The sequence below is a fragment of the Pseudalkalibacillus sp. SCS-8 genome (assembly GCF_040126055.1).
Lineage (GTDB): Bacteria > Bacillota > Bacilli > Bacillales > Fictibacillaceae > Pseudalkalibacillus > Pseudalkalibacillus nanhaiensis.
Genome location: NZ_CP143541.1, coordinates 180999 through 206562 on the forward strand (window position 1 = coordinate 180999; position 25564 = coordinate 206562).

Annotated in this window: 26 protein-coding genes; 21 read left to right on the forward strand and 5 right to left on the reverse strand. The window is 44.9% G+C overall.

Features of this window, described 5'->3' with window-relative positions:
* Positions 1-54: 54 nt before the first annotated feature.
* Entirely contained in the window at positions 55-234 is a 180-nt protein-coding gene (locus V1497_RS01045) for an aspartyl-phosphate phosphatase Spo0E family protein (protein ID WP_349409158.1), read from the reverse strand.
* A gap of 179 nt (positions 235-413) precedes the next feature.
* Between V1497_RS01045 and sigW the strand changes: the two genes are divergently transcribed.
* The 9 genes from sigW to V1497_RS01090 all read left to right on the forward strand — a co-directional run bounded on the left by sigW (position 414) and on the right by V1497_RS01090 (position 10862).
* On the forward strand, positions 414-980 hold the full coding sequence (gene sigW, locus V1497_RS01050; protein ID WP_349409159.1) for an RNA polymerase sigma factor SigW: 567 nt from the start codon (positions 414-416) through the stop codon (positions 978-980).
* Between the two features lie 14 nt (positions 981-994).
* Complete coding sequence (locus tag V1497_RS01055) at positions 995-1627, forward strand: anti-sigma factor (RefSeq protein WP_349409160.1); 633 nt, start codon at positions 995-997, stop codon at positions 1625-1627.
* Positions 1628-1865: 238 nt separating this feature from the next.
* Positions 1866-2693 (forward strand): diadenylate cyclase CdaA, encoded by an 828-nt coding sequence (cdaA, locus tag V1497_RS01060; RefSeq protein WP_349409161.1) that lies wholly within the window; start codon positions 1866-1868, stop codon positions 2691-2693.
* Positions 2686-3993, forward strand: coding sequence for a YbbR-like domain-containing protein (locus tag V1497_RS01065; protein WP_349409162.1), 1308 nt, complete (start codon positions 2686-2688; stop codon positions 3991-3993). Before cdaA ends, V1497_RS01065 begins: the two co-directional genes overlap by 8 nt.
* A gap of 31 nt (positions 3994-4024) precedes the next feature.
* On the forward strand, positions 4025-5377 hold the full coding sequence (gene glmM / locus V1497_RS01070) for a phosphoglucosamine mutase (RefSeq protein ID WP_349409163.1): 1353 nt from the start codon (positions 4025-4027) through the stop codon (positions 5375-5377).
* Positions 5378-5841: 464 nt separating this feature from the next.
* Entirely contained in the window at positions 5842-7644 is a 1803-nt protein-coding gene (gene glmS, locus V1497_RS01075) for a glutamine--fructose-6-phosphate transaminase (isomerizing) (protein ID WP_349409164.1), read from the forward strand.
* Between the two features lie 241 nt (positions 7645-7885).
* A complete protein-coding gene (locus V1497_RS01080; RefSeq protein WP_349409165.1) occupies positions 7886-9229 on the forward strand; it encodes an FAD-binding oxidoreductase in 1344 nt (447 codons plus the stop codon).
* 139 nt (positions 9230-9368) lie between these two features.
* The gene (locus V1497_RS01085) at positions 9369-10640 is read left to right on the forward strand and encodes an MFS transporter (protein ID WP_349409166.1); all 1272 of its coding nucleotides are present in this window, start codon (positions 9369-9371) and stop codon (positions 10638-10640) included.
* 84 nt (positions 10641-10724) lie between these two features.
* Positions 10725-10862 carry a hypothetical protein gene (locus V1497_RS01090; protein ID WP_349409167.1) on the forward strand — a complete coding sequence of 46 codons (138 nt, stop codon included), beginning with the start codon at positions 10725-10727 and terminating at the stop codon, positions 10860-10862.
* Positions 10863-10910: 48 nt separating this feature from the next.
* Here the strand turns inward: V1497_RS01090 and V1497_RS01095 are convergent, their stop codons facing one another.
* A complete protein-coding gene (locus V1497_RS01095; RefSeq protein WP_349409168.1) occupies positions 10911-11498 on the reverse strand; it encodes a DUF6944 family repetitive protein in 588 nt (195 codons plus the stop codon).
* 95 nt (positions 11499-11593) lie between these two features.
* Between V1497_RS01095 and V1497_RS01100 the strand changes: the two genes are divergently transcribed.
* The 8 genes from V1497_RS01100 (at position 11594) to V1497_RS01135 (ending at position 17618) form a co-directional block, all read left to right on the forward strand.
* Entirely contained in the window at positions 11594-12376 is a 783-nt protein-coding gene (locus tag V1497_RS01100) for a VOC family protein (protein ID WP_349409169.1), read from the forward strand.
* Positions 12377-12459: 83 nt separating this feature from the next.
* Positions 12460-13404 carry a hypothetical protein gene (locus tag V1497_RS01105; RefSeq protein WP_349409170.1) on the forward strand — a complete coding sequence of 315 codons (945 nt, stop codon included), beginning with the start codon at positions 12460-12462 and terminating at the stop codon, positions 13402-13404.
* Between the two features lie 30 nt (positions 13405-13434).
* On the forward strand, positions 13435-13572 hold the full coding sequence (locus tag V1497_RS01110; RefSeq protein WP_349409171.1) for a hypothetical protein: 138 nt from the start codon (positions 13435-13437) through the stop codon (positions 13570-13572).
* Positions 13569-15083, forward strand: coding sequence for a sodium/proline symporter (locus tag V1497_RS01115; RefSeq protein ID WP_349409172.1), 1515 nt, complete (start codon positions 13569-13571; stop codon positions 15081-15083). Before V1497_RS01110 ends, V1497_RS01115 begins: the two co-directional genes overlap by 4 nt.
* Before the next feature lie 67 nt (positions 15084-15150).
* A complete protein-coding gene (locus V1497_RS01120) occupies positions 15151-15330 on the forward strand; it encodes a hypothetical protein (protein ID WP_349409173.1) in 180 nt (59 codons plus the stop codon).
* Positions 15331-15682: 352 nt separating this feature from the next.
* Positions 15683-16057: a GntR family transcriptional regulator gene (locus V1497_RS01125; RefSeq protein ID WP_349409174.1), complete on the forward strand. Its 375-nt coding sequence runs from the start codon at positions 15683-15685 to the stop codon at positions 16055-16057.
* The gene (locus tag V1497_RS01130; RefSeq protein WP_349409175.1) at positions 16054-16929 is read left to right on the forward strand and encodes an ABC transporter ATP-binding protein; all 876 of its coding nucleotides are present in this window, start codon (positions 16054-16056) and stop codon (positions 16927-16929) included. The genes V1497_RS01125 and V1497_RS01130 overlap by 4 nt, the downstream gene beginning before the upstream one ends.
* Complete coding sequence (locus V1497_RS01135) at positions 16926-17618, forward strand: hypothetical protein (protein ID WP_349409176.1); 693 nt, start codon at positions 16926-16928, stop codon at positions 17616-17618. Before V1497_RS01130 ends, V1497_RS01135 begins: the two co-directional genes overlap by 4 nt.
* Positions 17619-17659: 41 nt before the next feature.
* Here the strand turns inward: V1497_RS01135 and V1497_RS01140 are convergent, their stop codons facing one another.
* A complete protein-coding gene (locus V1497_RS01140; protein ID WP_349409177.1) occupies positions 17660-18628 on the reverse strand; it encodes an iron-siderophore ABC transporter substrate-binding protein in 969 nt (322 codons plus the stop codon).
* 179 nt (positions 18629-18807) lie between these two features.
* On the opposite strand from V1497_RS01140, the gene V1497_RS01145 reads away from it, so the two are divergent.
* Positions 18808-19818: an iron ABC transporter permease gene (locus V1497_RS01145; RefSeq protein ID WP_349409178.1), complete on the forward strand. Its 1011-nt coding sequence runs from the start codon at positions 18808-18810 to the stop codon at positions 19816-19818.
* On the forward strand, positions 19815-20864 hold the full coding sequence (locus V1497_RS01150) for an iron ABC transporter permease (RefSeq protein WP_349409179.1): 1050 nt from the start codon (positions 19815-19817) through the stop codon (positions 20862-20864). Before V1497_RS01145 ends, V1497_RS01150 begins: the two co-directional genes overlap by 4 nt.
* A gap of 46 nt (positions 20865-20910) precedes the next feature.
* Here the strand turns inward: V1497_RS01150 and V1497_RS01155 are convergent, their stop codons facing one another.
* Both V1497_RS01155 and V1497_RS01160 read right to left on the reverse strand, forming a co-directional pair.
* Positions 20911-21672, reverse strand: coding sequence for a SurA N-terminal domain-containing protein (locus V1497_RS01155; RefSeq protein ID WP_349409180.1), 762 nt, complete (start codon positions 21670-21672; stop codon positions 20911-20913).
* A 231-nt stretch (positions 21673-21903) separates the two neighbouring features.
* Positions 21904-22776 (reverse strand): SDR family oxidoreductase, encoded by an 873-nt coding sequence (locus V1497_RS01160; RefSeq protein WP_349409181.1) that lies wholly within the window; start codon positions 22774-22776, stop codon positions 21904-21906.
* Positions 22777-22916: 140 nt separating this feature from the next.
* Between V1497_RS01160 and V1497_RS01165 the strand changes: the two genes are divergently transcribed.
* Positions 22917-24152 carry an argininosuccinate synthase gene (locus V1497_RS01165; protein WP_349409182.1) on the forward strand — a complete coding sequence of 412 codons (1236 nt, stop codon included), beginning with the start codon at positions 22917-22919 and terminating at the stop codon, positions 24150-24152.
* The gene (gene argH / locus V1497_RS01170; RefSeq protein ID WP_349409183.1) at positions 24145-25539 is read left to right on the forward strand and encodes an argininosuccinate lyase; all 1395 of its coding nucleotides are present in this window, start codon (positions 24145-24147) and stop codon (positions 25537-25539) included. Before V1497_RS01165 ends, argH begins: the two co-directional genes overlap by 8 nt.
* Positions 25540-25564: the final 25 nt, after the last annotated feature.

Here is a 25564-nt window from a genome sequence, read left to right on the forward strand (position 1 = left end):
TTGTTTTCCCAACCTAACAAAAAGACAGCCCCCTTATGAGAGCTGTCCTTCTACCTACGAAACCTCTTTTATCATTTCACTCTTGATTCCATCGTAACGGTTCAGTAAATCATCAAGGTATTGACTAATTTCAACTACTTCTGATGAGAACAACGGTTTTTCTTTTGCCAGTGACAACATTTTCTTTCTGGAAGTTTCAATTTCACTTAAAAGGAACTGCTCTTCAGCTGACAAAACGCCCACCCGCTTTCGCTCGTAATAGTTGTTAATCATAATACCCGTTATATGAAATCATAAACCTATTTTTAACAAATTTATTCATCACTTGGGAGAATTCCCGTGTTAGAATAAACAAGGGGTATATAACTTTAGTAGTATATCGCTTGTAAAAACGCAAAATCGGGGGTTCCTATATGGATATAACGGTGAAACGTTTGGTCCGATTAGTGAAAAAAGGGGATCAAAAGGCTTTTGAAGAATTAGTCGAGATTTATAAAGACAAAGTGTATTACATCGTCTTCAGGATGTTAGGTAATACACATGAAGCGGAAGATATCGCTCAAGAAGCATTTGTAAGAGCGTATGTACATATCGAAAAATTCAATGAGAAACATAAATTTTCAACTTGGCTGTATCGTATTGCAACCAATTTGACAATTGATCGTATACGTAAGAAGAAACCTGATTTTTACCTGGATGCAGAGGTGCCGGGTGGAGATGGATTGACACTTTATTCACAAGTTGCCGTTGCAGAACAATTACCTGAAGAAAAAATTGAAACCTTTGAGCTTCAAGAACGTATACAAAATGAGATTCTGCAACTTCCTCCCAAATATCGTTCTGTGATTACGCTGAAATATTTGGAGGAATTATCTCTAAAAGAAATCAGTGAGATCTTGCAAATACCTGTTTCAACAGTCAAGACACGCATACACCGAGGGCGGGAAGCCTTAAGGAAACGGTTGAAGGATCTGGATTGATAGGGGGATATGACATGAAATGTGATGAAAAATATTCATCCTATATGCATAAATGGCTAGATGAATCGATTGAACCACTTGAAAAGATCGAATTATTTCATCATATAAAAGAGTGTACAGGTTGCCACCAAAAGTTTGAAGAATTGAAAAAGACCGATCGGATGCTGCAAAGTCATCATTCGATCAAGGCGCCCAATGGTTTTAGTTCAAAAGTGATGGACCGATTACCGAGAGAGAAATCCTCTTCAAAGATGCGCAGATGGTTTAAACATCATCCTCTCCTGACAGCAGCTGTCGTGTTTCTGATTCTCATGTCCAGCTCCATCTATAGTGAGTGGGGGAGCAATATGAGTGATCCGATTTCCGTCACAGCTAGCGGCGCCCATGTGAAGATCGATCAAGAAAGCAAGAAGGTGATTGTACCTGAAGGGGAAACGGTCAAAGGGGACCTGGTCGTTCGGAATGGTGATGTAGAGATCGCCGGTAAGGTGGAAGGGAATGTAACGGTCATCAATGGGAAGCATTACCTCGCTTCAGCTGGACATGTTGCAGGAGAGAGTGAGGAAATCCATAAGATCACGGAATGGGTTTGGTACCGGTTGAAGGAAGGGCTGAACAGCATTAAGAATCTATTCATATCTGAATAAAAAAATTCAGGATATATGCGAGCCGGAGAGTGAGAAAGCGTCCATACCTGTATGATAGGACGGGTTTTTTTCCTTCCGGCTTTTTCATTCGTTTCCGAACGGACGGAGACATTTAGACAGCTGATGTCGAAAAATAGAAATAGCAACAAATTATGATATAATAAAGAAGTTACACAAGTAACAAACTGACCATTGTTGGAAACAATGATTCTAAGTTGATCAGTTTGGAGGATGCTGCATGTTTCCCGTAGGAGACTTTAATGTAAATGTACTCAACTACATAAATGACATCATTGATATCCTCTTAGTCACCTATGTGATTTATAAGCTCATCATGCTTATAAAGGGCACTAAGGCGATTCAGTTGTTAAAAGGGATTACAGTCATTGTCGCTGTCTGGTTCTTCAGTGGAATTTTCGAATTGAACACGTTGAACCGATTGATGAATGAGGCGATTACATACGGAATCCTGGCTATTATCATCATTTTTCAACCTGAATTGCGTCGAGCACTTGAACAGCTCGGTCGAGGCAGGTTTTTCTCGCGTGGCATGATTGCGGAAGAAGAAAAGAAAAAGCAAACCATTGAGGCGTTGTTGAAAGCGACGAACTACATGGCGAAACGACGAATTGGTGCGCTGATTACAATTGAACGAGAAACAGGGCTTGAGGATTACGTTGAAACAGGAATACCGATCAATGCAAATCTAAGCTCTGAGCTTCTCATTAATATATTCATACCGAATACGCCGTTACATGACGGTGCTGTCATCATCAATGACAATCAAATTCTTGCGGCAGCGAGTTACTTGCCGTTATCCGAAAGTCCTTTTATCTCGAAAGAGCTTGGAACACGGCATAGAGCGGCATTGGGAATTTCAGAGGTTACAGACGGTTTGACTCTCGTCGTTTCTGAAGAAACAGGCCATGTTTCACTTACGAAAAACGGGGAATTATACCGTAATTTAGATGAAGAAATGCTGCGCAAGCTTTTAGAGGCTGAAATTATGAACAAATCAAAAGAAACTTCCTCGAAGTGGAATTGGAGGGGGAAGAAGGATGGATAAACTGCTTAGAAGTCCATGGTTTGTGAAGATCACAGCGTTTTTGATTGCCTTGATGATGTATACAAGCGTCAATATCACCAATCAAGATGCTGAACAACAGGATGAAGGTTTTCGGACAGACAGTGGCACGTACTATAAAACCGTTTCCCTTGAAGCTGAATATGATGATGATAAATATGTTTTGATGGGTAAACCGGATACAGTGGATGTGAGGATTATCGGTTCACAAGCCGACATTACCAATATGAATCTACAGCGAGCAAGAAACGCATACATCGATCTTTCTGGGAAAGGTCCCGGACAGTATGAGGTTCCGGTAAGAATGGATAATGTCCCAAGAGGTGTAGAACTGAAATTCGAACAGGAAACCGTAACGGTCACGCTGCATGAAAAGAAAACGGAGACGTTCCCTGTCACTGTCCAGTTGCTGGATGAGGAAAGCTTACCTGAAGGATATGTCGTCGGGACTCCGAAAGTACAGCAAGAGGAAATTGAAATTACCGGAGCTAAAGAAATCATTGATGAAATTGCCTACGTCAGGGCTTTTGTGAATGTCGGAGAAGCGAAGAAGACCTTTACAAGAGAAGTGAAAATCCAAGCACTGAATAAGAGTTACGATCCAATTGATATTGCAATCGATCCACCTACTACAGAAGTGACAGTACCGATTGAGAATCCCAGTAAGAAGATCTCGCTTTCCCTAAAGGAAAGAGGATCTTTGCCGGATGGGTTTGAACTGAAAGAGATTAAAGCAAATACAGATGAAATTACAATCCATGCTCCGAAGGATATATTGGATAGGCTCAACACAGTCGACATTCCGGTAGATTTAAGCAACATTACCGAGGATGAAGAAATAGAAATAGATGTACCACTGCCAGACGGAGCTTTCTATTCAACTCCCGATAAAGTGAAGGTCAAAATCGATGTCGAACAAGTGGAGGACTCCTCAGGAGAACCGTCGAGTGAGACCGCAACGAAACCGGAAGAAGAAAATGAAAGCAAAGAGGCAACAAGTACGAAAACATTTAAAGATTTACCGATCGCCATTCGAGGACTTGGTGAAAACCAACAAGCCAGCTTCGATTCACCAGTAAATGGTGTAATGGATGTGACGATCAAAGGGCCTAAGGAAAATGTAGAGGATTTGTCAGAAGAAAAAGTCACGGCGTTCATAGATGCAGAGGGCTTATCAGAAGGAACACACGATGTTGAAATCAACGTGGATGTACCTGAAGCCGTTACATATGAACGTAACATTACGAAAGCGACCTTAACCATCAGCGAAGGAACTGCTTAATGTGAAAAGGGAAGAAGGAGCGAATAAATCAATGGGTAAATATTTTGGAACAGATGGAGTCAGAGGTGTAGCCAACACTGAACTAACACCTGAATTAGCATTTAGACTAGGACGTTTCGGCGGATATGTTCTGACTAAAGAAACCCAAAAACCGAAAATCATCATCGGACGTGATACACGTATATCCGGGCATATGCTTGAAGGAGCACTGGTAGCTGGACTGTTGTCGATCGGTGCAGAAGTCATGCGGTTAGGTGTGATTTCAACTCCTGGTGTTGCCTATTTGACGAAAGCACTCGGAGCACAAGCAGGAGTTATGATTTCAGCCTCCCACAACCCTGTAGGAGATAATGGAATCAAATTCTTCGGCTCAGATGGATTCAAGCTTCTGGATAAGCAAGAACAAGAGATTGAAGAGCTTCTTGATCTTGGAAAAGATGAACTGCCTAGACCGACAGGAACAGATCTCGGTCTTGTAAGCGACTACTTCGAAGGCGGTCAGAAATATTTACAGTTCTTGAAACAAACGATTGATGAAGATTTCTCAGGCTTACGGATTGCGCTTGATTGTGCGCACGGTGCAGTCTCATCATTGGCACCTCATTTGTTTGCGGATCTCGATGCAGATATCACAACGATCGGTTCTTCACCAAACGGATTGAATATCAACGATGGAGTCGGATCCACACATCCTGAAAAGCTGGTTGAGCTCGTCAAAGAAAAAGGAGCGGATATCGGTCTTGCTTTTGATGGTGACGGAGACCGTTTGATTGCAGTTGATGAAAACGGTTCAATCATCGACGGTGACCAGATCATGTATATTTGTGCGAAACATATGGCCAGTGAAGGACGTCTGAAGCACGACACGGTCGTTTCGACTGTAATGAGTAACCTCGGATTTTATAAAGGGCTTGAAGAAGCGAACATCGCTTCTGAACAGACAGCTGTAGGCGACCGTTATGTTATGGAGCGTATGCGTGAGGGAGATTTCAACCTTGGTGGAGAGCAATCCGGTCATATTATCTTCCTGGATCACAGTACGACAGGAGACGGTCTTTTATCCGCGTTACAGCTTGTCAATATCCTGAAGCTGACGAAAAAGCCATTATCGGAGCTTGCTGGTGAAATGAAGAAATTCCCGCAATGCTTGAAAAATGTAAAAGTGACCGACAAACATAAAGTAATGGAAAACCCGAATGTGAAGGAAGCGATCGAAACAGTGGAGGAAGAGACAAACGGCAACGGGCGTGTACTTGTACGTCCATCTGGTACAGAACCTCTTGTCCGTGTTATGGTCGAAGCTCCGACGGAAGAACTTTGCGAAGAATATGCCAATCAAATTGCACGTGTAGTAGAAAGTGAAATGGGGTATATCCAACAATAAGGGACAGAAATGGTAAAACGGTACGAATACTATGCAGGGCAGCTCGCACACACGATCCGAGCTGCTTTTGCATAAATTTGAATATAGATTTTTTAGCATTTAGGAAAAGCTAGTAGTAAGAAAGTTTTAGATTGACGCTACTTCTTTTCTGGTGTATGATATTTCCATTCGATTAAAGGAAGGAGGATAGCAAGAGAAAGATTGCAACAAAAAAAAGCGCCTGGACTATTTCATTCGGTATAATCCGACACCGCGGCGGTGATAGAAATAGTTGACGAGGAAAGAGGTTTATCGAATCTGATCGGCGGATGCCTCTCGGTTTACATCGACCGGAAGATTCATATTTAAACCACTGAGGTGACTTGGTGAACAAAAATATGAATCGGATGTAACAAAAAATATAGACGTTGGGGGCTCGAGAACCCCTATTGGCGATTCGCCCCCCAACAGGGAGGTTTATTTCAATGTGTGGAATTGTTGGTTATATTGGAAATGAAGATACGAAAGAGATTTTATTAAAAGGGCTTGAAAAGCTTGAATACCGTGGTTATGATTCAGCTGGTATCGCTGTTATGAACGATGATGGTGTTCATGTTTTCAAGGAAAAGGGACGTATCGCGACATTGCGTGAAAACGTCGATGAGAATGTACCAGCATCAATCGGGATCGGTCATACACGCTGGGCAACACATGGTGCACCTAGCAAGATTAATGCACACCCTCATCAAAGTGCGTCCAAGCGTTTTACACTCGTCCACAACGGTGTTATCGAAAACTTTACGCAAGTACGAAAAGAGTTTTTGAAAGATGTGGAATTGGTCAGTGAAACCGATACAGAAATCATCGTCCAGCTGATTGAACACTTTGTAAAAGAAGGACTGGAAGTGGAAGCGGCTTTCCGCGAAACACTCTCCTTATTGAAAGGTTCATATGCACTGGCGTTACTTGATAATGAAAACCCGGATGTCATCTATGTCGGGAAAAATAAGAGCCCGTTGCTTGTCGGACTAGGAAACGGCTATAACGTCGTAGCGAGTGACTCAATGGCAATGCTTCAAAAGACAGATCAATTTGTTGAACTGATGGATGAAGAGATCGTAATCGTGACGAAAGAAGACGTAACAATTAAAAATCTCGATGGCGAAGTGATGGAACGTGATCCGTTTACAGCCGAGCTTGATGCTTCAGACATTGAAAAAGGAACGTATCCACATTACATGCTCAAAGAAATTGATGAGCAGCCGATCGTCATCCGTAACATCATCAATGAGTACCAGGATAAGGATGATAAACTGAAGCTGGATGACGACATCCGTAAAGCGATGAAGAAAACGGATCGTATCTATATCATCGCATGTGGAACATCTTATCACGCTGGCCTTGTCGGCAAGGAATTGATTGAGAAGGTCGCTCAAGTGCCTGTCGAGGTACACATCGCAAGTGAGTTCTCTTACAACATGCCAATGCTTTCTGAAAAGCCATTATTCATCTTTATTTCACAAAGTGGTGAGACAGCAGACAGCCGTTCAGTACTCGTACAAATCAAGAAGCTTGGCCACAAGGCGCTGACGATCACAAACGTTGCTGGTTCGACACTGTCCCGTGAAGCGGATTACACATTGCTTCTCCATGCTGGACCGGAAATTGCAGTAGCATCGACGAAAGCTTACACAGCTCAAATCGCAGTATTAGCTATTCTTGCTGCGGATACTGCGAACTCGAAGGGCATTGATATGGACTTCGACCTGATTAAAGAGTTGAGTGTCGTCTCCAATGCTATTGAAGCGCTTTGCGACCAGAAAGAAGAGTTTGAAAAGATTACACGCGAATATCTATCTGTCACGCGCAACTGCTTCTTCATCGGACGTGGCATGGACTACCATGTTGTCCTCGAAGGTGCATTGAAGCTGAAGGAGATTTCCTACATCCAGGCAGAAGGATTTGCTGGCGGAGAGCTGAAGCACGGTACAATTGCGTTGATTGAGGAAGGCACACCGGTCATTGCTCTAGCGACACAAGAACACGTGAACCTGAGCATCCGCGGAAACGTGAAAGAGGTCGCTGCACGCGGCGCTTACACTTGCACAATCAGTACAGAAAGCTTATCGGATGAAGAGGATCGCATTGTCATTCCAGATGTGCATCCACTTCTAACACCACTTGTAAGTGTCATCCCGATGCAGCTAATTTCCTATTATGCTGCACTACACCGTGACTGCGACGTCGACAAGCCACGTAACCTTGCGAAGTCAGTAACGGTTGAATAAGATCGAATTAATAGAAATAAATAGAAACGATAACAAACCAGTAATAGCGAAATACCGCTATTGCTGGTTTTTTGTATATAACGAAGCTCATACGTCCTCGAAAACGAGGAAAACGCCAAATGGAGGACGCATAATGAGCATCAGAAGCCTTTCCATAACCCAACTACAGGTGTATAAGTTCCATCAACCCTGTCTCTCCAATAAGATATAGTAATTTTTCATGTTGTTAGGAGATGAACAGATGCCATCAAGAACTGGATTGACGGGTAAGGTAATCTTTCAAGGGGAGCCGGGGTATGAGGAAGCGCGTAAGAACTGGAATCCTTATGTAGATACATTCCCACTCGTCTTTGTTTTTGCACAACGTACGTATGATATACAAAATGCGATATTATGGGCTCGGAAACATGATGTTCCGATTCGCTTTCGAAGTGGCAGACATGCTCTCGATAAAAGCCTTTCTGAAGTAAAAGGCGGCATTGTCATTGATGTAAGCGATATGAAACGGATCAAAGTTTATGATAAGAAAGGCATAGCACTTGTTGAAACCGGGAATAACGTAGGTCCTCTTGTCAAAACATTAGCGAGCCAGGGTTTCATGGCCCCATTTGGAGATAGTCCGACTGTCGGGGTCGGTGGGATTACGATGGGCGGAGGAATTGGACTTCTTCAACGCTCTATCGGGCTCATCAGTGACAATCTTGTAGGTCTTCAAATGGTCGATGCAAATGGAAGGATCGTAACAGCTGATCATCAAAGGAATTCTGATTTACTTTGGGCTTCGCGTGGTGGGGGTGGGGGTAATTTCGGCATTAATACCCATTATGTATATAAATTGCACCGTGCCCCGAAAGAAGCGACTGTATATAAGATAACGTGGCCTTGGAATCAGTTGGAGGAAGTATTCAAAACGTGGCAGAAATGGGCTCCTGATGTAGATCGTCGATTAGGGTCTATTCTCGAGATTTTCAGCAGAAGGAATGGATTGCTTCAGTCAACAGGTCTGTTTCTCGGTTCAAAGAGAGAGCTGGAGCAATTATTAAAGCCACTAAAGAGTACAGGAACCCCGACGGAAATCTTCGTCAAAACCTTTACTTACCTGGGGGCGGTCAATTATTTGATTCCATCTCAACCGATACCCGGGCGATCGGATGATAATAAGAAGTTCTCTTCCAATTGGGCACCTCACCTCCTTCCAGAGGAAGCCATTCGAATTATGCGGCGATTTCTGGAAGTATCGCCGGGTATGAGTTCGAATTTCTTCTTCCTGAACAGTGGAGGAGCACTCAATCAGCCTCAACCGAATGAAACGGCTTTTTACTGGCGGAACTCGAAGTTTTATCTTGAATGGAATGCATCCTGGAATAGTCCTTTTGAGGAACAGATTAATCTTGCACTGGTCGAAAAAACGCGCAAACGATTATTGCCGTTTGTTGAAGGCTCTTATGTCAACGTTCCAGACCAGAACATCAAAGATTTCGGAGCAGCTTATTATGGCACGAATTTTGAGAGACTTAAGCAAGTGAAAGCGATGTATGACCCGAACAATGTGTTTCACTTTCCACAAAGCATCCCGCCTGCTTAATACAGTGTGCACGGCCTCTTGCTATTGTTTGCAAGGGGCTTTCTTCTTGGTAAAAGAACATTCTTATTGCCGTTTGATTTATCGGTGTGAAATAATCATTTTATGAAAGACAATCATGTCATAAATTACGGGTGAGGAATTGAAACGCGTTCACTATAGTTGGATAATCCTGATCGTTACGTTCTTTTCGATCATCGTAGCGGGCATCATTCGATCTTCATCGGGGGTTTTCATTGATCCGTTTGAGAATGAGTTCGGTTGGAACCGTTCCATCATTTCGCTTTCGTTTGCGATCAGTTTATTTCTATATGGGATCTCAGGTCCTTTCATGGCTGCATTAATCGAAGTGCTAGGCTTGAAGAAGATGATGGTCATTTCCATGTCGACCCTCCTCACAGGAATTCTGTTGACCTATTTGATGCAGGATTCCTGGCAGCTGATCCTGATTTGGGGGATCATCATCGGATTAGGTTCGGGGTTGTTTCTGACGGTATTGAGTCCATATGTTGCTAATCGTTGGTTCGAGAAACGGAGGGGGCTAGCTGTTGGGATTTTGACGGCGAGTACGGCAACCGGACAGCTGATCCTACTGCCGGTTCTCGCCGTTGTGATTGAGAATTACTCATGGCGCTGGGCCGTCGGTCTCATTTTCGTTTTGTGCTCGATCATGCTGGTCATCATTATGTTCTTCATGAAAAACAGTCCTGAAGAAGTCGGAGCTCTGCCATACGGTCTTGAGGAAGCCGAGGATCAGCCGGAAATCATACATAAACGTAATCCGATAACAATTGCCTTTCAAGGACTTTTTGAGGCGGTCAAGGTGAAGGAATTCTGGTTATTGGCAGGCAGTTTTTTCATCTGTGGACTGTCGACGAGCGGGTTGATTGGGACCCATTTCGTCTCCTATTGCCTCAGCTATGGGATACCACTTGTCACTGCAGCCTGGATGCTTTCCTTCATGGGGGTCTTTGATCTGGTCGGTACAACCATTTCAGGGTGGTTGTCCGATCGGTTCGACAACCGCTGGCTGCTGTTCTGGTACTATGCTTTGAGAGGCGGCTCCCTCGTTTTGCTGCCTTACGCACTAGCAGAAGGATCGCTCATGCTGCTCGCGATTTTTTCAATCTTTTATGGTTTGGATTGGATCGCAACCGTTCCACCGACGATCAGTATTTCAAGACAAGTCTTCGGTGTTCAGAAGAGCGGTATCGTATATGGCTGGATTTTTGCTTCCCACCAGGCAGGAGCGGCAGTGGCTGCTTTCAGTGGTGGAGTCATCTATAATATCTTCAACTCTTATACGTGGGCCTTTTTCCTGGCAGGCATTTTCTGTCTCGTTGCGAGCCTGTTCGTCATCATCATCAAAAAGCAGCCAGCACAAGTGCCAGTGACAATGAATTACAATTCTTGATTATTTTTTTGAAAAAAAGGTTTAACTGAGTAGAAAAAAGGGTATTAAAGAGATTACTAAATTAGGGTAAGGAGGCGAGCGGGTATGAAAGTGAAACAATATGAGGAAAAAGCCAACAAATCCATGTACTCATCAAATCCCCACCACAAAAACAAGCCAACGATCGAAACGGCAACAAACAAGAAGCGTGAATTCAAACAGACGTTTCTCAATCCGTGTTAATCTGCTTAACAACTTCATAAACACTTGATTTTGACCTGGACAACCAGGTCAATTTTTCTTTTCAGAGTGGATCCATTCTTTCGTAAAGGCGATTGCTGTGATGGTTGCACCAGCCAATTGGGCATAGCTTCCGAAGGCTTGTATCTGGATACCTTCCTCCATCTCATCATTCAATATGTATAGAACACCAATCGCCTCAATCATTGCACCAAAAGATTGGAGAAGTTGTCCTTTTGAGGCAAGGTCAGCAAACTCGGAATGGTCAGTTGAAGAAGAAGCTGCCTCAAAGAAAGCCCCAATCGATTGGATGGAATCCCCGATTACATCAAGTCGAAGCCCGTCTTCTTCAAATCCTCTAATCATAAGGTAGGACGCTTTGGCGTTTGTTATATTTCCACCAGCTTGGAACCATGCGCCTAAAATGCCATCGACCTGGCTATCTTCCTGTTTCGTTTTGCCGATTGCTTGCACGGAATTTCCGAAAGCTTCGACACTGTTTCCGGTCAATGCTAAGGCATTCCCTTCGAAGCTGTTTTCATTGTTTTGGAGGACGATGATGGTTTGTCCGGAGGCATTGATGAACGTACCTAATGTTTGTATCCATGTGCCTGCAGCTTCCAAGAACTTTGATAGCATCTTCATCGACCTCCATTCATGGCCTTTTATACTATATACACCGACGTTTCATAGTGTTCAATAATGCAAGGAAATAAGAAAAGGAAGTGGTGCTTTTGATTACAGAATTCGATCATCTTGTACATTTGACAAAGAATCCTGAAGAAGCGAAAAACACATTCATCGAGAATGGATTCAATGCGGTCAAAGGAGGTAGACATCCGAATTGGGGAACACACAATTGTTTGAGCTTCTATCGAAGGTTACGATATATCGAGTGGATCGGGTTGGAGGATCTCGATAAGGCTGAAGAGTCAAACAATCCGTTGATTCAACAGATTGTCCATGATGCTGGTGAGGAAGGTCTATCGCAGGTCGCCCTCCGTGTCGATGATTTGACTTCATTTTCCGATAGGTTAAACGAAAAGGGACTCCGAACAATTGGTCCGTTAAAAGGTGAAAGGAAGAAGGAAGACGGTTCGTTATTACAATGGGCGATGCTCTTTATTGATGAAACGGAGGAAGGTCCTGTACGTTATCCGTTCTTTATCCAGTGGGGTAATTCAGACCACGAGCGTGAAAAGGAGATGGCTTCATTGATGGAGCACTCTGTCGGAAAACCTTCGCTTTCGTATATCGGATATAATGTGAGAAATCCTGAAGTGGCATTTCAGAGATTTGCGGCATTGTTCCATAAAAGTGTTACAAAAAGGCAGGATACAAATGAATTCGGCTTTTATCTCGAGCTGCCGATCGGTGATTTCGCCTTCCGTTTCTATGATCATGCGACATCACATTTCGAGGATATTTCGCGAAAACCGGTAATCTGTGGCATTAGGGGCTACAGGGAGAAAAAAGCGGAGACCATCAAGGGCGGCGTGTATCAATTTACGCGTTAAGGCATAAAAGAACAAAAATAGACTTAATTGTTTGAAAAATCGAGCACCTTTTTATAAGATGGTGAAACAGAAAGGAGGGTATCATGAACTTTTTAAGTGGTGAAGACATTAGCAAACAAGTCACAGCTGGCTCACTCATTCAAGAGCTGGAACGCTTTTTTCTCGAAAAGCAGAATGTGAAAATGCCGGAACGGATCCACATCGACGATGAAAAGAACACGGTCCTAATCATGCCTGCATTTGATGCTGATTATTATGCGATCAAGCTTGCTGGCGTTGCACTGGATAACAAAACTGTGGGCAAACCGACGATTCATGCCAACGTCATTCTTCATGACAGGAAAACACTAGAGCCACTAGCCTACATGGATGGGAACACCGTCACAGCCATGCGGACCGGGGCAATCGGAGGCTTGAGCATGAAGTGGCTTGCAGATGAATCCGCCCGAAGCATCGGGATTATCGGGACTGGAATTCAGGGGTGGAGTCATTTGGAAGCGGCCATGTCGGTCCGAGATATACGGACAGTCTATTTACATAACCGAAGTCCTCAGAAATTAGAGGTCTTCAAAGAACGGGTCGAAACGACTTATCCTCAACTGAAAGTCGTATCTGCAAGTGTAGATCAACTCGTGGAAGCATCCGACATCATCGTTACGACGACAACTTCTCCAACACCCGTCTTACCTGATAAAGGGCGAGAGGATTGGAACGGCAAACACATCGTAGCGGTCGGGTCGTTCAAGCCGGATATGCAGGAGCTGCCAGATACGTTGCTGAAGGAAACGAATCCAATTTTCGTCGATACGCCGACAGCGTTGACTGAATCTGGTGACATGCTTAGAGCGAAAGAGCTCCAGGGTGAAGATGCTCGATTCATGACCTTGGAGGAGATTGTCGGGCATTCAAGCATTTCAGATAAACAGCGCTACACCGTATTCAAGTCCGTCGGTATGGCATTATTCGATCTGATTGCGGCTAAGACCATTTACGAGAAAAATATTCGGAATTTTCAGCACGCAAAATAACTAGAAGAATGCAAAAAGGGGTTGTCATGATTGAATGTAGAAATTTTCATGGGATTGATTGGCGTACCGTCAGGGATCATCTTGACGGCGATCATTTGTTACATCGTATTAGGAAAAAAGGATAAAGCAGAAGTTGATGTGAAGCACAAAGGGGGGATCTCCCAATGACCGCACATCCTATGACGATTACGGTGCTCGTCATCTATTTATTGCTCTTGCTCCTCATCGGGGTCGTGAGCTCGAAGAAAAGCTCGGGCGGATTGACGGATTTCTTCCTTGCTGGACGGGGTCTCGGTAAATGGACGGTCGCCTTAAGTGCAGTTAGCTCAGGACGGAGTGGATGGCTCGTTCTTGGTGTGACAGGGATGGCCTATGCCAGCGGCCTGCTCGCTGTTTGGGCATTGGCAGGCTTCATTACGGTCGAAGTGTTCATGTTCTTCTTTGTGGCACGAAGGTTTCGAAAGTATAGTGAAAGTACTGACAGCATAACCGTTCCGGATATCCTTGAAACCCGTTATCAGGATAAGACGAACATTTTACGTGTAACGAGTGCACTGATCATCGCATTTTTCATGGTTGCGTATGTAGGGAGTCAAGTTGTTGCAGGGGGAACAGCCTTCTCATCAACCTTAGGGTTCTCAACGACTGGCGGGATGTGGTTTACCGCGATTATCCTGTTGGCTTATACCGTATTAGGTGGCTTCCATGCTGTAAGTAAAACAGATGTCCTTCAAGCGGGCTTCATGTTTTTATCTCTCGTCGTTCTTCCGATCGTCGCGATTATCGGACTAGGCGGATTCGGTCCCATCTTGGATGCGTTAAATGCGCAAGGCCCGTCTTACTATGGCATCTTCAGCTTCGGTTTCGGGGTTGCAATGAGCCTGGTCGGAATCGGATTCGGAAGTCCAGGAAACCCGCATATCCTCGTCCGTTATATGTCGTTGAAAAATATTAAAGAGATGAGACAAGCTGCTCTCATCGGATCCATCTGGAATGTTGTGATGGGTTGGGGTGCGATCATGGTCGGTTTAGCGGGCCGTGCATACTTCCCGAACATTTCTGATCTTCCGAACGAGAATCAGGAAGCAGTGTTCACGACACTTGGAAGCGAATTGCTGAATCCTTTCTTCATGGGGATCCTGCTTGTCGCGATCTTAGCTGCGATCATGTCGAGCGCAGACAGTCAGCTCCTCGTCGGTTCAAGCTCCCTTGTCCGTGATGTCTATGACCGGTTGCTTGGTAAAGGGAAGACGCTGGATGGAAAGAGACTGGTCCTGTATAGTCGTATATCAATTGGTATTCTTATGCTTCTTGCAGTGTGGCTTGCCTTTTCTGCACAAGAATTCGTCTTCTGGATGGTGCTTTTTGCATGGGGAGGTCTAGGTGCCTGCTTCGGACCCGCACTCCTTCTGTCCTTTTACTGGAAAGGGACAACAAAGTGGGGCGTGTTCTCAGGCATGATCGTCGGCTTGATTACGGTCATCCTCGTTAAACAGCAGCCAGAATGGACACTGAAGTACATTCCTGACATGAAGGCACTTTTCTCTGATTTGTTGTTCGGCATCACGTATGAGGCAGTCCCAGGCTTTCTCATGTCGTTGATCGTAACCGTTGGAGTCAGCCTGTTTACGAAAAAACCTTCAAATGCTGAAGAAACGTTGGAAGATTTAGCGTCCTGAGGTTTACAAACATGATTGAAACAGCTTGTCTGTCGTGTCACACTGTCTGATAGGGAGTGTGAAGAAAGTGAAAATGACAGGACGCATGTGGTTGAGCGCTGTGCTAGGGTCAATCATGCTGTTCAGCATCGTATCTCTCCTTTTAGGAGAGATCCATTGGTATTTGCTGAACATCTTTTGGATCACTGCGCTGCTCATCAACTTCACCATATCGTACAAAGCACATAGAGATGCGAAAAAGAACTGACCTATCGTCAGTTCTTTTTTTGCCCTCTTTTAACCATGATATTTAAAGAAGCGTAAGGCGGCGACTCCAGCGGGAAAAGCAACAGCTGAAGACCCCGCAGATCCGAGGAATTAAGGTTCTTCGACTAGAAACCACCACGTCCTGTGGTGAACGTCGAAGCCACCACATCCTGTGGAAGTGAGGAGGCTGAAGCGTTGCCCGCGGAAAGCGTCCGCCTGAAGCTGGTCAAAAAGCTTTTTTACAAAAAAGCTTTACTTTTTATGGAAAAGGTAGTATGGTTAGTTACATAAGTAACCAACCAACTAGCATATGCATATAAATACATCAGCAGTATTTGAAAGGAGGTTGCGGGTTGAAGCCTACATTAGATGAATCTCAACCCATTTTTCATCAAATCGCTTCCATGATCAAAAATGATATCATCGATGGACGATTGCAGGAGGGAGAACGCGTACCTTCTACAAATGACTTGTCCCGCTTCTACAACATCAATCCTGCCACTGCCCGGAAAGGCCTGCAATCCCTTGTGGATGCAAACATCATTTATAAACAAAGAGGTGTCGGTATGTTTGTGAAAGAAGGAGCTAGACATCAATTGCTTGATCAGCGGAAAAAAGAGTTTTATTCAGAGTATGTGGCACCTTTGCTGCAAGAAGCAAAGCGAATCAACTTAAGCACGGAAACGGTCATTGAATTGATTTCAAAACATAAGGGGGAAGAAGGATGATTGAGCTAAGGCATGTAAGCTATGGATATAATGCAGAGCCAGTATTGAAAGAGATTGATTTTAAAGAATCAGAGCCGATCATTACGTGTTTATGGGGGCGGAACGGTGCGGGAAAAACGACGTTGATGAAGCTCCTCGCCGGACTTTATGCCCCAAATGAGGGAGACATTTCTGTCATGGGAGAATCCCCATACAACAATGATCGTGCACAGAAGCACATTTGCTTCATGCAGGAGAATCACCCACTGAATCCCGATTGGAAGGTACCGATGGCTTTGAAAATCGCGGAGGCTTATCATCCGAACTGGGATCAGGAAACGGCAGACCGACTGCTCAGCCTTTTCCAACTGCCTCACAACAAGAAAATCAAAGCACTCTCTAAAGGAATGAAAACGGGTCTTCAGCTCATCATCGGGTTATCAAGTCATGCGGACGTGACGATTTTGGATGAACCGACCAATGGATTGGATGCGGTCATCCGGAAAAAGTTTTATAAATTCCTTTTGGAAAGCTATGAAAATCATCCTCGCCTCATTTTACTTTCAACCCATCATATCAATGAAATCCAGCCTTTGTGTGAATCCATCGCAGTAATCGACAACAAGAAAATGATGCTCCATGAGCCTATGGAAGTGTTACGGGAACGAGGAATCCTGCTGACTGGAGATAAAGAAACGGTCGAGATGCTCACGAAACAGACGGAGGTATTGGAAAGAGAAGAGCTCGGGCATGTTGTCAGGGTCATGATCGATGACATGTACACCGAAGAATGGCAGAGGAAAGCGGTACAACATCATGTAACCATTGAAAAAGCAGATCTCCAAGATTATTTGATCAATCGGACGAGTGAAAAGGAGGAGGTGCTCCAATGAGTACGTTTCGCGGAACAGCAAGGCTGATTTACTTTGATATTTATGCCATTGCGAAGATCATGTGGCTTGTGACGTTATTGATTGCTGTTGGATGGGTCATCTTGGGCTTGGCCTTCGATCTTTCAGGCTTTGAAACAACGATCGCAGGTCCCTTGTATGTCGGATTGTTCGTCGTTTATCCAATCTTGGCTGTGTCGACCAGCTTCCGTTATGCGACAGGCTTCGGGAGCACGCGGGTTCAATTTTTGAAGGTATTTTATCTCAGTGGAGTCGTGATGGTCATTGCCAACGTGGTCTTGTTCAATCTCCTTTATCGTGTTTTGGATGCGTTGACTGCAAATGGAATTCTGGGCTTCGGTTTCATGCATACTGCTGACATGACTTCATATGACTCTCTACTAGCCTATGTATGGATTGATTTGATGGCGGGACTTTTCCTATTCGGAATCAGCTTCCTTATCGCTTCCATTTGGTTCCGATTTGGATTCATACGTTTCCTCGTAGGCAGCACTGCAATTGGCTTTATCTTTTATTTCCTCCACGTCACAGGGGGATTAAAGACGTTCTACGAATGGACCTTGACCCTGTCAGGGCTGACAGGATTCACATTGCTTGGTGGCATAGGGAGCATCCTATTACTTGCGACTTTCCCAGTTATGCGCCATGCACCGTTGAAAGAGAATACATGAGTATAAAAAAGACGTGCAGCCTCGTTGCACGTCTTCTTGCATTATTTGATTCCGAAATACTTTTCAATGTCGTCTAGTGTAAGGTTTGCTGCACGTACGCCGCCTGCTGTATTCCAGATTGCGTCACTTACGCGGTGTGCATTTCCTTCTTTCACAACCTCAAGGTTCTTCCATAGTGAATCGTTCGTCCATTCTTTTTCAGTTTGCGTCGCGTCACCTTCGCCTGTTTCAAATGTGAAGTAGAAGAGGATATCGCCATTCATATCCGGAATACGTTCCTTCGTCACTTCATCAGCGAATTTAGCTTGGTCCTGAGATTCAGGTCGTTTGAAGCCGATTTGCTCAAGGATGACACCCGAGAACGAATCCTTCATGTACATACGGACTTTTCCAGGGAGGAAGCGGACAACAGATACTTCCTGGTTCACTTTGTCGCCAAGCTCACCTTTGATGTCTTCAACACGCTGGTCGAAGTCTGCCATGACCTTGTTTCCTTCTTCTTCTTTATTCAACGCTTTTGCGTAAAGCTTGAAGTTTTCTTTCCAATCGCCCTTCAACGTTTCAGAAAATACAGTTGGTGCAATTTCGTTTAACTGATCATAGAACTTCTCCTGGCGGAGCTTGTTCCCGATGATAAGGTCTGGTTTTAATGCTGCAATCGCTTCAAGATTGATGTCGGTTTCCGTTCCGACAACCTTCACATCTTTCATATCCTCTTTAATGTGATCGTACCAAGGATCACCTAACCAGGATTGGACAGCGCCGACTGGTGTTACGCCCATTGAAAGGAGCGCTTCAGTCCCTTCATTCGTCAGGATGACGACTTTCTCAGGTGTTTCAGGAATCTCAGTCGTACCCATTGCATGGTCAACCGTATAAGCAGTTGATTCCCCATTATCCTTTTCTTTCTCTTTATCGGATCCTTCATCCGTGGATCCACCACAAGCTGCAAGTGCAATGACAAGTGCAAGCATCAGTGCAGCGAAACGGAAGCCTTTCCATTTGTGCATGTTTGTTCCTCCTCATTTATGTATGATTGATAATGAATCTCATTCACAATTAGTAGTGTATAACCGATTTCGGCCATTGTCAACGATAAATTGATAATGATTCTCATTGACAGTTAGTGGTTACACTTATAGACTTGAATAGGAAACGTATATTTGGAGAAAGTGAAAGGTCCTTACATATGAAAGAGCTATTGAATACTAACGCAAAAAAAACAGCGGGAATTGTCCTCGGTTTCCTTCTCGTCATCGTTTTCATCGGAGCCAGTATTGTATATGGCTATACGAAGGTAGACTGGGGGATGGTCTTGGACGCCTTCCAACGCTTTGATGGATCGAATGAACATATCATCATATTAGAAAGCCGCGTGCCGCGAGCGTTCATCGGGGCTGCAGTCGGTGCAAGCCTTGCAGTTGCAGGTGCATTGATGCAGGGGATCACACGTAACCCGCTCGCATCTCCGAGTATTTTCGGAATCAATGCAGGGGCAGGCTTCTTCATTGTCTTAGCGGTTACGTTCTTTTCGGTATCTTCCATTCACCAATTTGCATGGATTGCGTTTTTCGGTGCGATGCTGACGTCACTTCTTGTTTATTTCTTAGGTACGCTTGGCAGGGACGGTCTGACCCCCGTCAAACTGACGCTGGCTGGAGCGGCAATGGCGGCTATGTTCGCTTCCTTGACGCAAGGTATGCTGGCTCTCAATGAAAAAGCATTGGATGAAGTCCTGTTCTGGCTGACCGGTTCTGTAGAGGGAAGAAAGCTTGAAATCCTGACTGCAATGCTGCCGTATCTCCTCATTGGGTGGATCGGTTCATTGCTTCTTGCTCGTCAAATGAACATTTTATCGATGGGAGAAGAGGTTGCAGTAGGTCTTGGTCAAAAGACAGCACTTGTAAAAATAGGGGCTGCAGTGGTCATCGTCCTGCTCGCTGGATCGTCTGTTGCCATCGCGGGTCCTGTCGGCTTCATCGGAATCGTCATCCCACATATCGCAAGGGGTCTCGTCGGTATCGATTATCGATGGGTCATCCCTTACAGTGCGCTGTTAGGGGCAATTTTACTGCTCATTGCAGACATTGGTGCCCGTTACATCATCATGCCAAAGGAGGTTCCGGTCGGCGTCATGACTGCCTTGATCGGAACACCATTCTTTATCTATATTGCGAGAAGGGGGTTGAATAAACTGTGAGACATTATCACCCCTTACGTACAAAATGGTTTTCGTATCTCGTCGATCAAAAAGCAGTACTCAGCATACTCGGTCTTCTTGTCGCAGCATTTGCGCTGCTCGTGATCAGTGTGGGTATCGGTGAGATGAAAATCCATCCTGTTGACGTTGTAAAAACATTTGTCGGTATGGGGACTGAAATGAATGAGCTCGTCATCATGTCTTTCCGTTTGCCGAGAATCATATTAGCCCTGTTGGCGGGGATTGCACTGGCCGTATCAGGAGCGATCCTTCAAGGAATCATACGGAATCCGCTTGCTTCACCTGATATCATCGGTATTACAGGAGGAGCGTCATTAGCAGTCGTAACCTTCCTGACTGTGTTCAGTGCACGAGGAACTGCACTGACTGTCAGTATCAAGTGGCTCCCGGTTGCTGCATTTCTCGGAGCATTATTACTTGGTGTACTCGTCTATCTATTATCTTGGCGAAATGGCGTCACACCTGTACGACTCGTTTTAATCGGGATCGGTCTTGCAGCGGCTATGCAGGCCCTTACGAACATGATGATCCTGTTCGGTCCGTTGTATCTTGCATCACAAGCTCATATTTGGATTACAGGCAGTGTGAACGGGGCCAATTGGAGCCAGATCTCGACGCTTGCTCCTTGGGTGTTGCTGCTGTTGTTCCTCGTATGGATATATGCCCGCCGGTTGAACATACAGGAATTAGGAGAAGAAGTCGCGAAAGGCTTCGGCAGTATCGTCCAGCGAGATCGTATGATCCTTCTCCTGTTTAGTACCGCACTTGCTGGTGGCGCAGTCGCCTTCGTTGGTGGAATCGGATTTGTCGGTCTGATTGCGCCTCATATATCCCGTAAACTTGTCGGCTCGTCGTTTGGGGCATTGATCCCTGCCTCGGCTTTGGTTGGCGGTATCCTCGTAATGGGAGCGGATCTCATCGCAAGGACGGCCTTTTCACCTTTAGAGATCCCAGCCGGTGTGTTCACTTCGGCAATTGGTGCACCATACTTCATTTATCTCCTGTACCGGTCAAGGAATCAATAAAAAGAAGCAGCCTGCGAGGGCTGCTTCTTTTGCTGTCGTGAAGGTCTTAAATGTGCACTTTGATGTCTGCATCCTTTTTCAATTCTTTCACGACTTTTTTCAGTTTTTCTTGTTTTTTCTGGTCTTCTAGTTGAGTTTTGATGTGTCCTTTGACCTCTTCGTATTTCGGTGCTTTATCACCTTGAGCTTGTTTCAGATTGTCGTAGAACTCCTTGATTTCTTTCTCTGAAGCTTCTTCGACACTGATTTCTTTTTCGACATATGTCGTATAGAGGATGCCTTTTGCAATCTCTTTCTTCAATTCTTCTTCAGTCAGATCATATTGCTTAAGTGCTTCTTGATACTTCTTGTCGTCTTTGAAGTTACCTTTGAAATCTTTGAACTGTTTGTCCACTTTTTCAGCAGATGCTTCATAGCCTTTCTTTTCTGCTTCCTGAAGGATGATTTCATATTCTACCATACTGTTTATGACCTGATCCTTCAGCTTTTTCGCTGTTTCCTCTTTGGTAGGATCCTGTCCCATTTGCTGATATTGCATTTGAGAACGCTCTAGAAGTCGATTGTAATCAGTACCTTTAATTTCAGTGTCATTAACGGTAACGACAACTTTATCCTTCTCAACATGCTGTTCTTCAAGCTTCTTTTTCATTTTTTCAGGATCTTGCTGCTGGGGTTGTTCCGTTTTTTCACCAGCATTTTGCTTGTTTTCTGTATCTTTACCTTTATCTTTGCTTTCTTCTTCACCGCCACATGCAGTCAATGCAATAGCGAATAGGGCAGCGATCAGCCCATACATGATTTTTCTCAAGGAAATTCTCCTTTCGAGTTTTGTATTGTCGAGCATCATGCATCATGTGATGTCGATGCTTCTGCCTAAACCTTTCGAAAGAAGGTATAGGGTTTGCTTCCATATGGTAGATTTTACAACTCAAGGTGTGTAACCCCAATTAGTCATTAATGGTAATACAAATACGATCATACGTAAACCCCGGCACCAAAAAAGAAAACAGCGTCTACCGTTAGACGCTGTCCCTGGTGGTTAGATCAGGTTCATTTTCTCGATATATTTACCCCAGTCGGGCTTTCGGCCATCAATGTCAGTGAAAGGATATTCTCTCGAAAGTTCCCAAGAACTAAGCGCTTTTCCCGTTTTCTCATGAACACTCGGATCACCTGCAAGAGCTGCAATCGCCCGCCCGATATAAAAGGGCGTTTCTGAAGCGATGAAGTGCGGGTCCTGGTCAGCGCCTTCACGCCAGTTTTCTTCCGTTACACCGAAATGATCGAGCATGGCTTCTGAGCGGAGGAAGCCTGGACTGACGGCTACACAGGTGACACCATGTTTTTGTAGATCTTTTGCCATTGCTTCGGCTAGGTGGATGGCAGAAATTTTTGCGAGGCTGTAATAAAGGTTTCCTCTGTAACGGTAATCCACCCCATCTGTCACTTCAACGATCAATCCCTTTTTGTTCTTGACCATAAGAGGGGCACCATAGAAGCTTGTGATCATATGTGATTGGACAGCTTGCTTTTGGATTTTGAGCCCGTTCTCCAGGCTGTGTTCCCAGAAGGGTACTTCCCAATCGGTTAGAGGATCACCGCCCCAGATGTCATTCACGAGGATATCAAGCTGACCCTTTTGCTCACGCTCAACTTGCTCGAACAGAGCACGTACGTCGTCTTCGACTGTGTGATCCACTCGGACAGGTATGCCCGTACCGCCTTGTTCGGTGACGAGTTCAGCGGTTTCTTCAATTGTTTCAGGGCGATCCATTTCGGATCGGGCTTTTCGTGTGCTCCGTCCTGTCACATAAACCGTTGCCCCAGCCTCACCCAACATCATGGCGATTCCTCTTCCTGCACCACGAGTCGCACCTGTGACCACCGCAATCTTACCTTCTAATGGCTTCATGCTCATTCCCTCCAATTTTTCAGTTCGATTCATTATAACTTTTTGTAAAATGTGTTGACAATGCAGTGGGATTGAAGTAACTTATTTGAATAAACATACAATACAATAAATAAAAATACACAAAGGGAGAGTGGAGTGGAATGAGTAAAGGGAAAGTGGTTCTAGCCTATTCAGGTGGTTTGGACACGTCGGTGTCGATTAAATGGATACAGGAAAAATACGGTTATGATGTCATTGCGCTCGGTCTGGATGTCGGGGAAGGTAAGAACCTTGAACAGATCAAACAGAAAGCACTGGACGTTGGAGCGGTCAAATCAATCGCAATTGATGCAAAGGAGATCCTTGCAAAGGACTATCTTCTTCCGGCTTTAAAGGCGAATTGTCTATATGAAGGGAAATATCCTCTTTCTTCTGCGCTCTCACGCCCTCTTATCTCAAAGCTTTTAGTAGAGGTTGCTGAGCAGGAAGGGGCTGTGGCAGTTGCTCATGGATGTACGGGCAAAGGGAATGACCAAGTTCGTTTCGAGGTATCGATCCAGGCGTTGAATCCGGAGCTTCAAGTCATCGCTCCCGTACGTGAATGGGGGATGACAAGGGACGAGGAAATTGCCTATGCTTCTGAAAAAGGAATCCCAATCCCTGTCGACCTCGATAATCCTTTTTCCATAGATGCAAACATTTGGGGACGTGCCTGTGAGGCAGGAGTGCTTGAGGATCCATGGGGAGAAGCACCTGAAAATGCATTCGCGTGGACGAATCCGATTCACCTTACCCCAGATGATGCTCAGTACATTGAAATCGATTTTGTGGAAGGTGTCCCAGTATCATTGGATGGTGAACCTATGCCGCTTGTCGCGCTGATTGAGAAATTGAATGAACTGGGAGGCATCCATGGCTTTGGCCGAATCGATCACATTGAGAACCGACTAGTTGGTATCAAATCACGTGAGGTGTATGAAAATCCGGCTGCCCTCATGCTCATCCAGGCTCATAAGGAGCTAGAATTTCTGACGCTTACTCGCGAGGTGACGCAGTTCAAACAGCAGGTTGAGCAGCAAATGACGAAGCTCATCTATGAAGGATTATGGTTTTCACCATTACGTTCCTCATTAGAAGCGTTCGTTGATGAAACCCAAAAGTCCGTTACAGGTACCATTCGAATGAAGCTGCATAAGGGGAATGCGACCGTCGTTGGGCGTAAGTCAACGTACAGCCTCTATAATGAAGAGCTGGCGACATACTCGAAAGGTGACCTTTTCGACCATCATGCTGCGGTCGGTTTTATAAAGCTGTGGGGTCTTTCAACAAAGGTTCATGCAGAAGTGGTGAAGAAAGGACAGAAACAACAAACAAATGAGGAGAAACAGCATGTCTAAGCTTTGGGGCGGACGTTTTACGAAGGACACGGATAAACTGGTGGAGGAATTCACAGCATCCATTGAATTCGATCAGCAGCTGGCGTTAGAAGATATTGAGGGCAGCCTCGCGCATGTCCAAATGCTAGGGGAATGCGAAATCATCTCGTTGGAGGATGCCAAGACAATCACGAGCGGCTTGTATACCTTGAAAAAGAAAATTGAAGCTGGGGAGCTTTCGTATACCGTCGAGGACGAAGACATTCATATGAATTTAGAAAAGCATTTGATTGAAGAAATTGGTCCAGTCGGTGGGAAGCTGCATACAGGCCGAAGCCGGAATGATCAAGTAGCGACAGATATGCATCTTTATTTAAAAAGAAAGACAATCGAAATGATTGGATTGATCGAGGACGCTCAAATCGCCATCCTTACACAATCCAAAGAGAATGTAGATACAGTGATTCCAGGCTATACACACCTTCAAAGAGCTCAGCCGATTTCATTTGCCCATCATTTGATGGCGTATTTCTGGATGCTTGAACGCGATAAAGAACGAATGATAGATAGCTTAAAAAGGGTGGATGTTTTGCCACTCGGTGCAGGTGCTTTGGCAGGAACGACGTTTGCGATCAACAGAGAAAGAGTGGCAGAACTACTTGGATTCGACTCGATTTATCCGAACAGCATGGATGCTGTCAGTGATCGTGATTTCATATTGGAATTCCTTTCAGCGGCATCGATTTTGATGACACACATCTCCCGGCTCTCTGAAGAATTGGTGATCTGGTCGAGTCAGGAATTCGGATTCATCGAGCTGGATGATTCCTTCTGTACAGGTTCAAGCATCATGCCTCAGAAGAAGAACCCGGATGTACCGGAATTGCTTCGTGCGAAAACTGGCCGGGTCTATGGAAATCTGATCGGACTGCTTACGGTTCTGAAAGGACTGCCGCTCGCCTACAACAAGGATATGCAAGAAGATAAGGAAGGAATGTTCGATACGGTCAAAACGCTGGAAGGTACATTGAAATTACTTGCTCCAATGATTGGATCGATGACCATAAATGAAGCAGCGATGAAAAAAGCGGTCACGCAAGATTATTCCAATGCAACCGACCTTGCGGATTACCTCGTGACAAAGGGTATGCCGTTCCGTGAAGCGCACGCTGTCGTCGGCCAAATCGTGCTGCATGCCATCCAACAGAAACAATACTTACTCGACCTGGAATTTTCGGTCTATCAGCAATACAGCAGTTTATTCGAAACTGATCTCTATGACGTGCTAGCACCTGAAAATGTAGTAGCTACCCGTGCGAGCACCGGAGGAACCGCACAAACCCAGGTCAGGAAACAAATCGAGATGGCCGAATCAAAACTCCTCAAAAAACAAACCCTAACAAAGTAAAGAAGAAGAGCTCGGATGCCCGAGC

Bases quoted from the DNA above. Each gene is read 5' to 3' on its own strand.
- sigW (WP_349409159.1), top strand. From the start codon at position 414: ATGGATATAACGGTGAAACGTTTGGTCCGATTAGTGAAAAAAGGGGAT.
- V1497_RS01055 (WP_349409160.1), top strand. From the start codon at position 995: ATGAAATGTGATGAAAAATATTCATCCTATATGCATAAATGGCTAGAT.
- cdaA (WP_349409161.1), top strand. From the start codon at position 1,866: ATGTTTCCCGTAGGAGACTTTAATGTAAATGTACTCAACTACATAAAT.
- V1497_RS01065 (WP_349409162.1), top strand. From the start codon at position 2,686: ATGGATAAACTGCTTAGAAGTCCATGGTTTGTGAAGATCACAGCGTTT.
- glmM (WP_349409163.1), top strand. From the start codon at position 4,025: ATGGGTAAATATTTTGGAACAGATGGAGTCAGAGGTGTAGCCAACACT.
- glmS (WP_349409164.1), top strand. From the start codon at position 5,842: ATGTGTGGAATTGTTGGTTATATTGGAAATGAAGATACGAAAGAGATT.
- V1497_RS01080 (WP_349409165.1), top strand. From the start codon at position 7,886: ATGCCATCAAGAACTGGATTGACGGGTAAGGTAATCTTTCAAGGGGAG.
- V1497_RS01090 (WP_349409167.1), top strand. From the start codon at position 10,725: ATGAAAGTGAAACAATATGAGGAAAAAGCCAACAAATCCATGTACTCA.
- V1497_RS01095 (WP_349409168.1), bottom strand. From the start codon at position 11,498: ATGCTATCAAAGTTCTTGGAAGCTGCAGGCACATGGATACAAACATTA.
- V1497_RS01105 (WP_349409170.1), top strand. From the start codon at position 12,460: ATGAACTTTTTAAGTGGTGAAGACATTAGCAAACAAGTCACAGCTGGC.
- V1497_RS01115 (WP_349409172.1), top strand. From the start codon at position 13,569: ATGACCGCACATCCTATGACGATTACGGTGCTCGTCATCTATTTATTG.
- V1497_RS01130 (WP_349409175.1), top strand. From the start codon at position 16,054: ATGATTGAGCTAAGGCATGTAAGCTATGGATATAATGCAGAGCCAGTA.
- V1497_RS01135 (WP_349409176.1), top strand. From the start codon at position 16,926: ATGAGTACGTTTCGCGGAACAGCAAGGCTGATTTACTTTGATATTTAT.
- V1497_RS01140 (WP_349409177.1), bottom strand. From the start codon at position 18,628: ATGCACAAATGGAAAGGCTTCCGTTTCGCTGCACTGATGCTTGCACTT.
- V1497_RS01145 (WP_349409178.1), top strand. From the start codon at position 18,808: ATGAAAGAGCTATTGAATACTAACGCAAAAAAAACAGCGGGAATTGTC.
- V1497_RS01160 (WP_349409181.1), bottom strand. From the start codon at position 22,776: ATGAAGCCATTAGAAGGTAAGATTGCGGTGGTCACAGGTGCGACTCGT.
- V1497_RS01165 (WP_349409182.1), top strand. From the start codon at position 22,917: ATGAGTAAAGGGAAAGTGGTTCTAGCCTATTCAGGTGGTTTGGACACG.
- argH (WP_349409183.1), top strand. From the start codon at position 24,145: ATGTCTAAGCTTTGGGGCGGACGTTTTACGAAGGACACGGATAAACTG.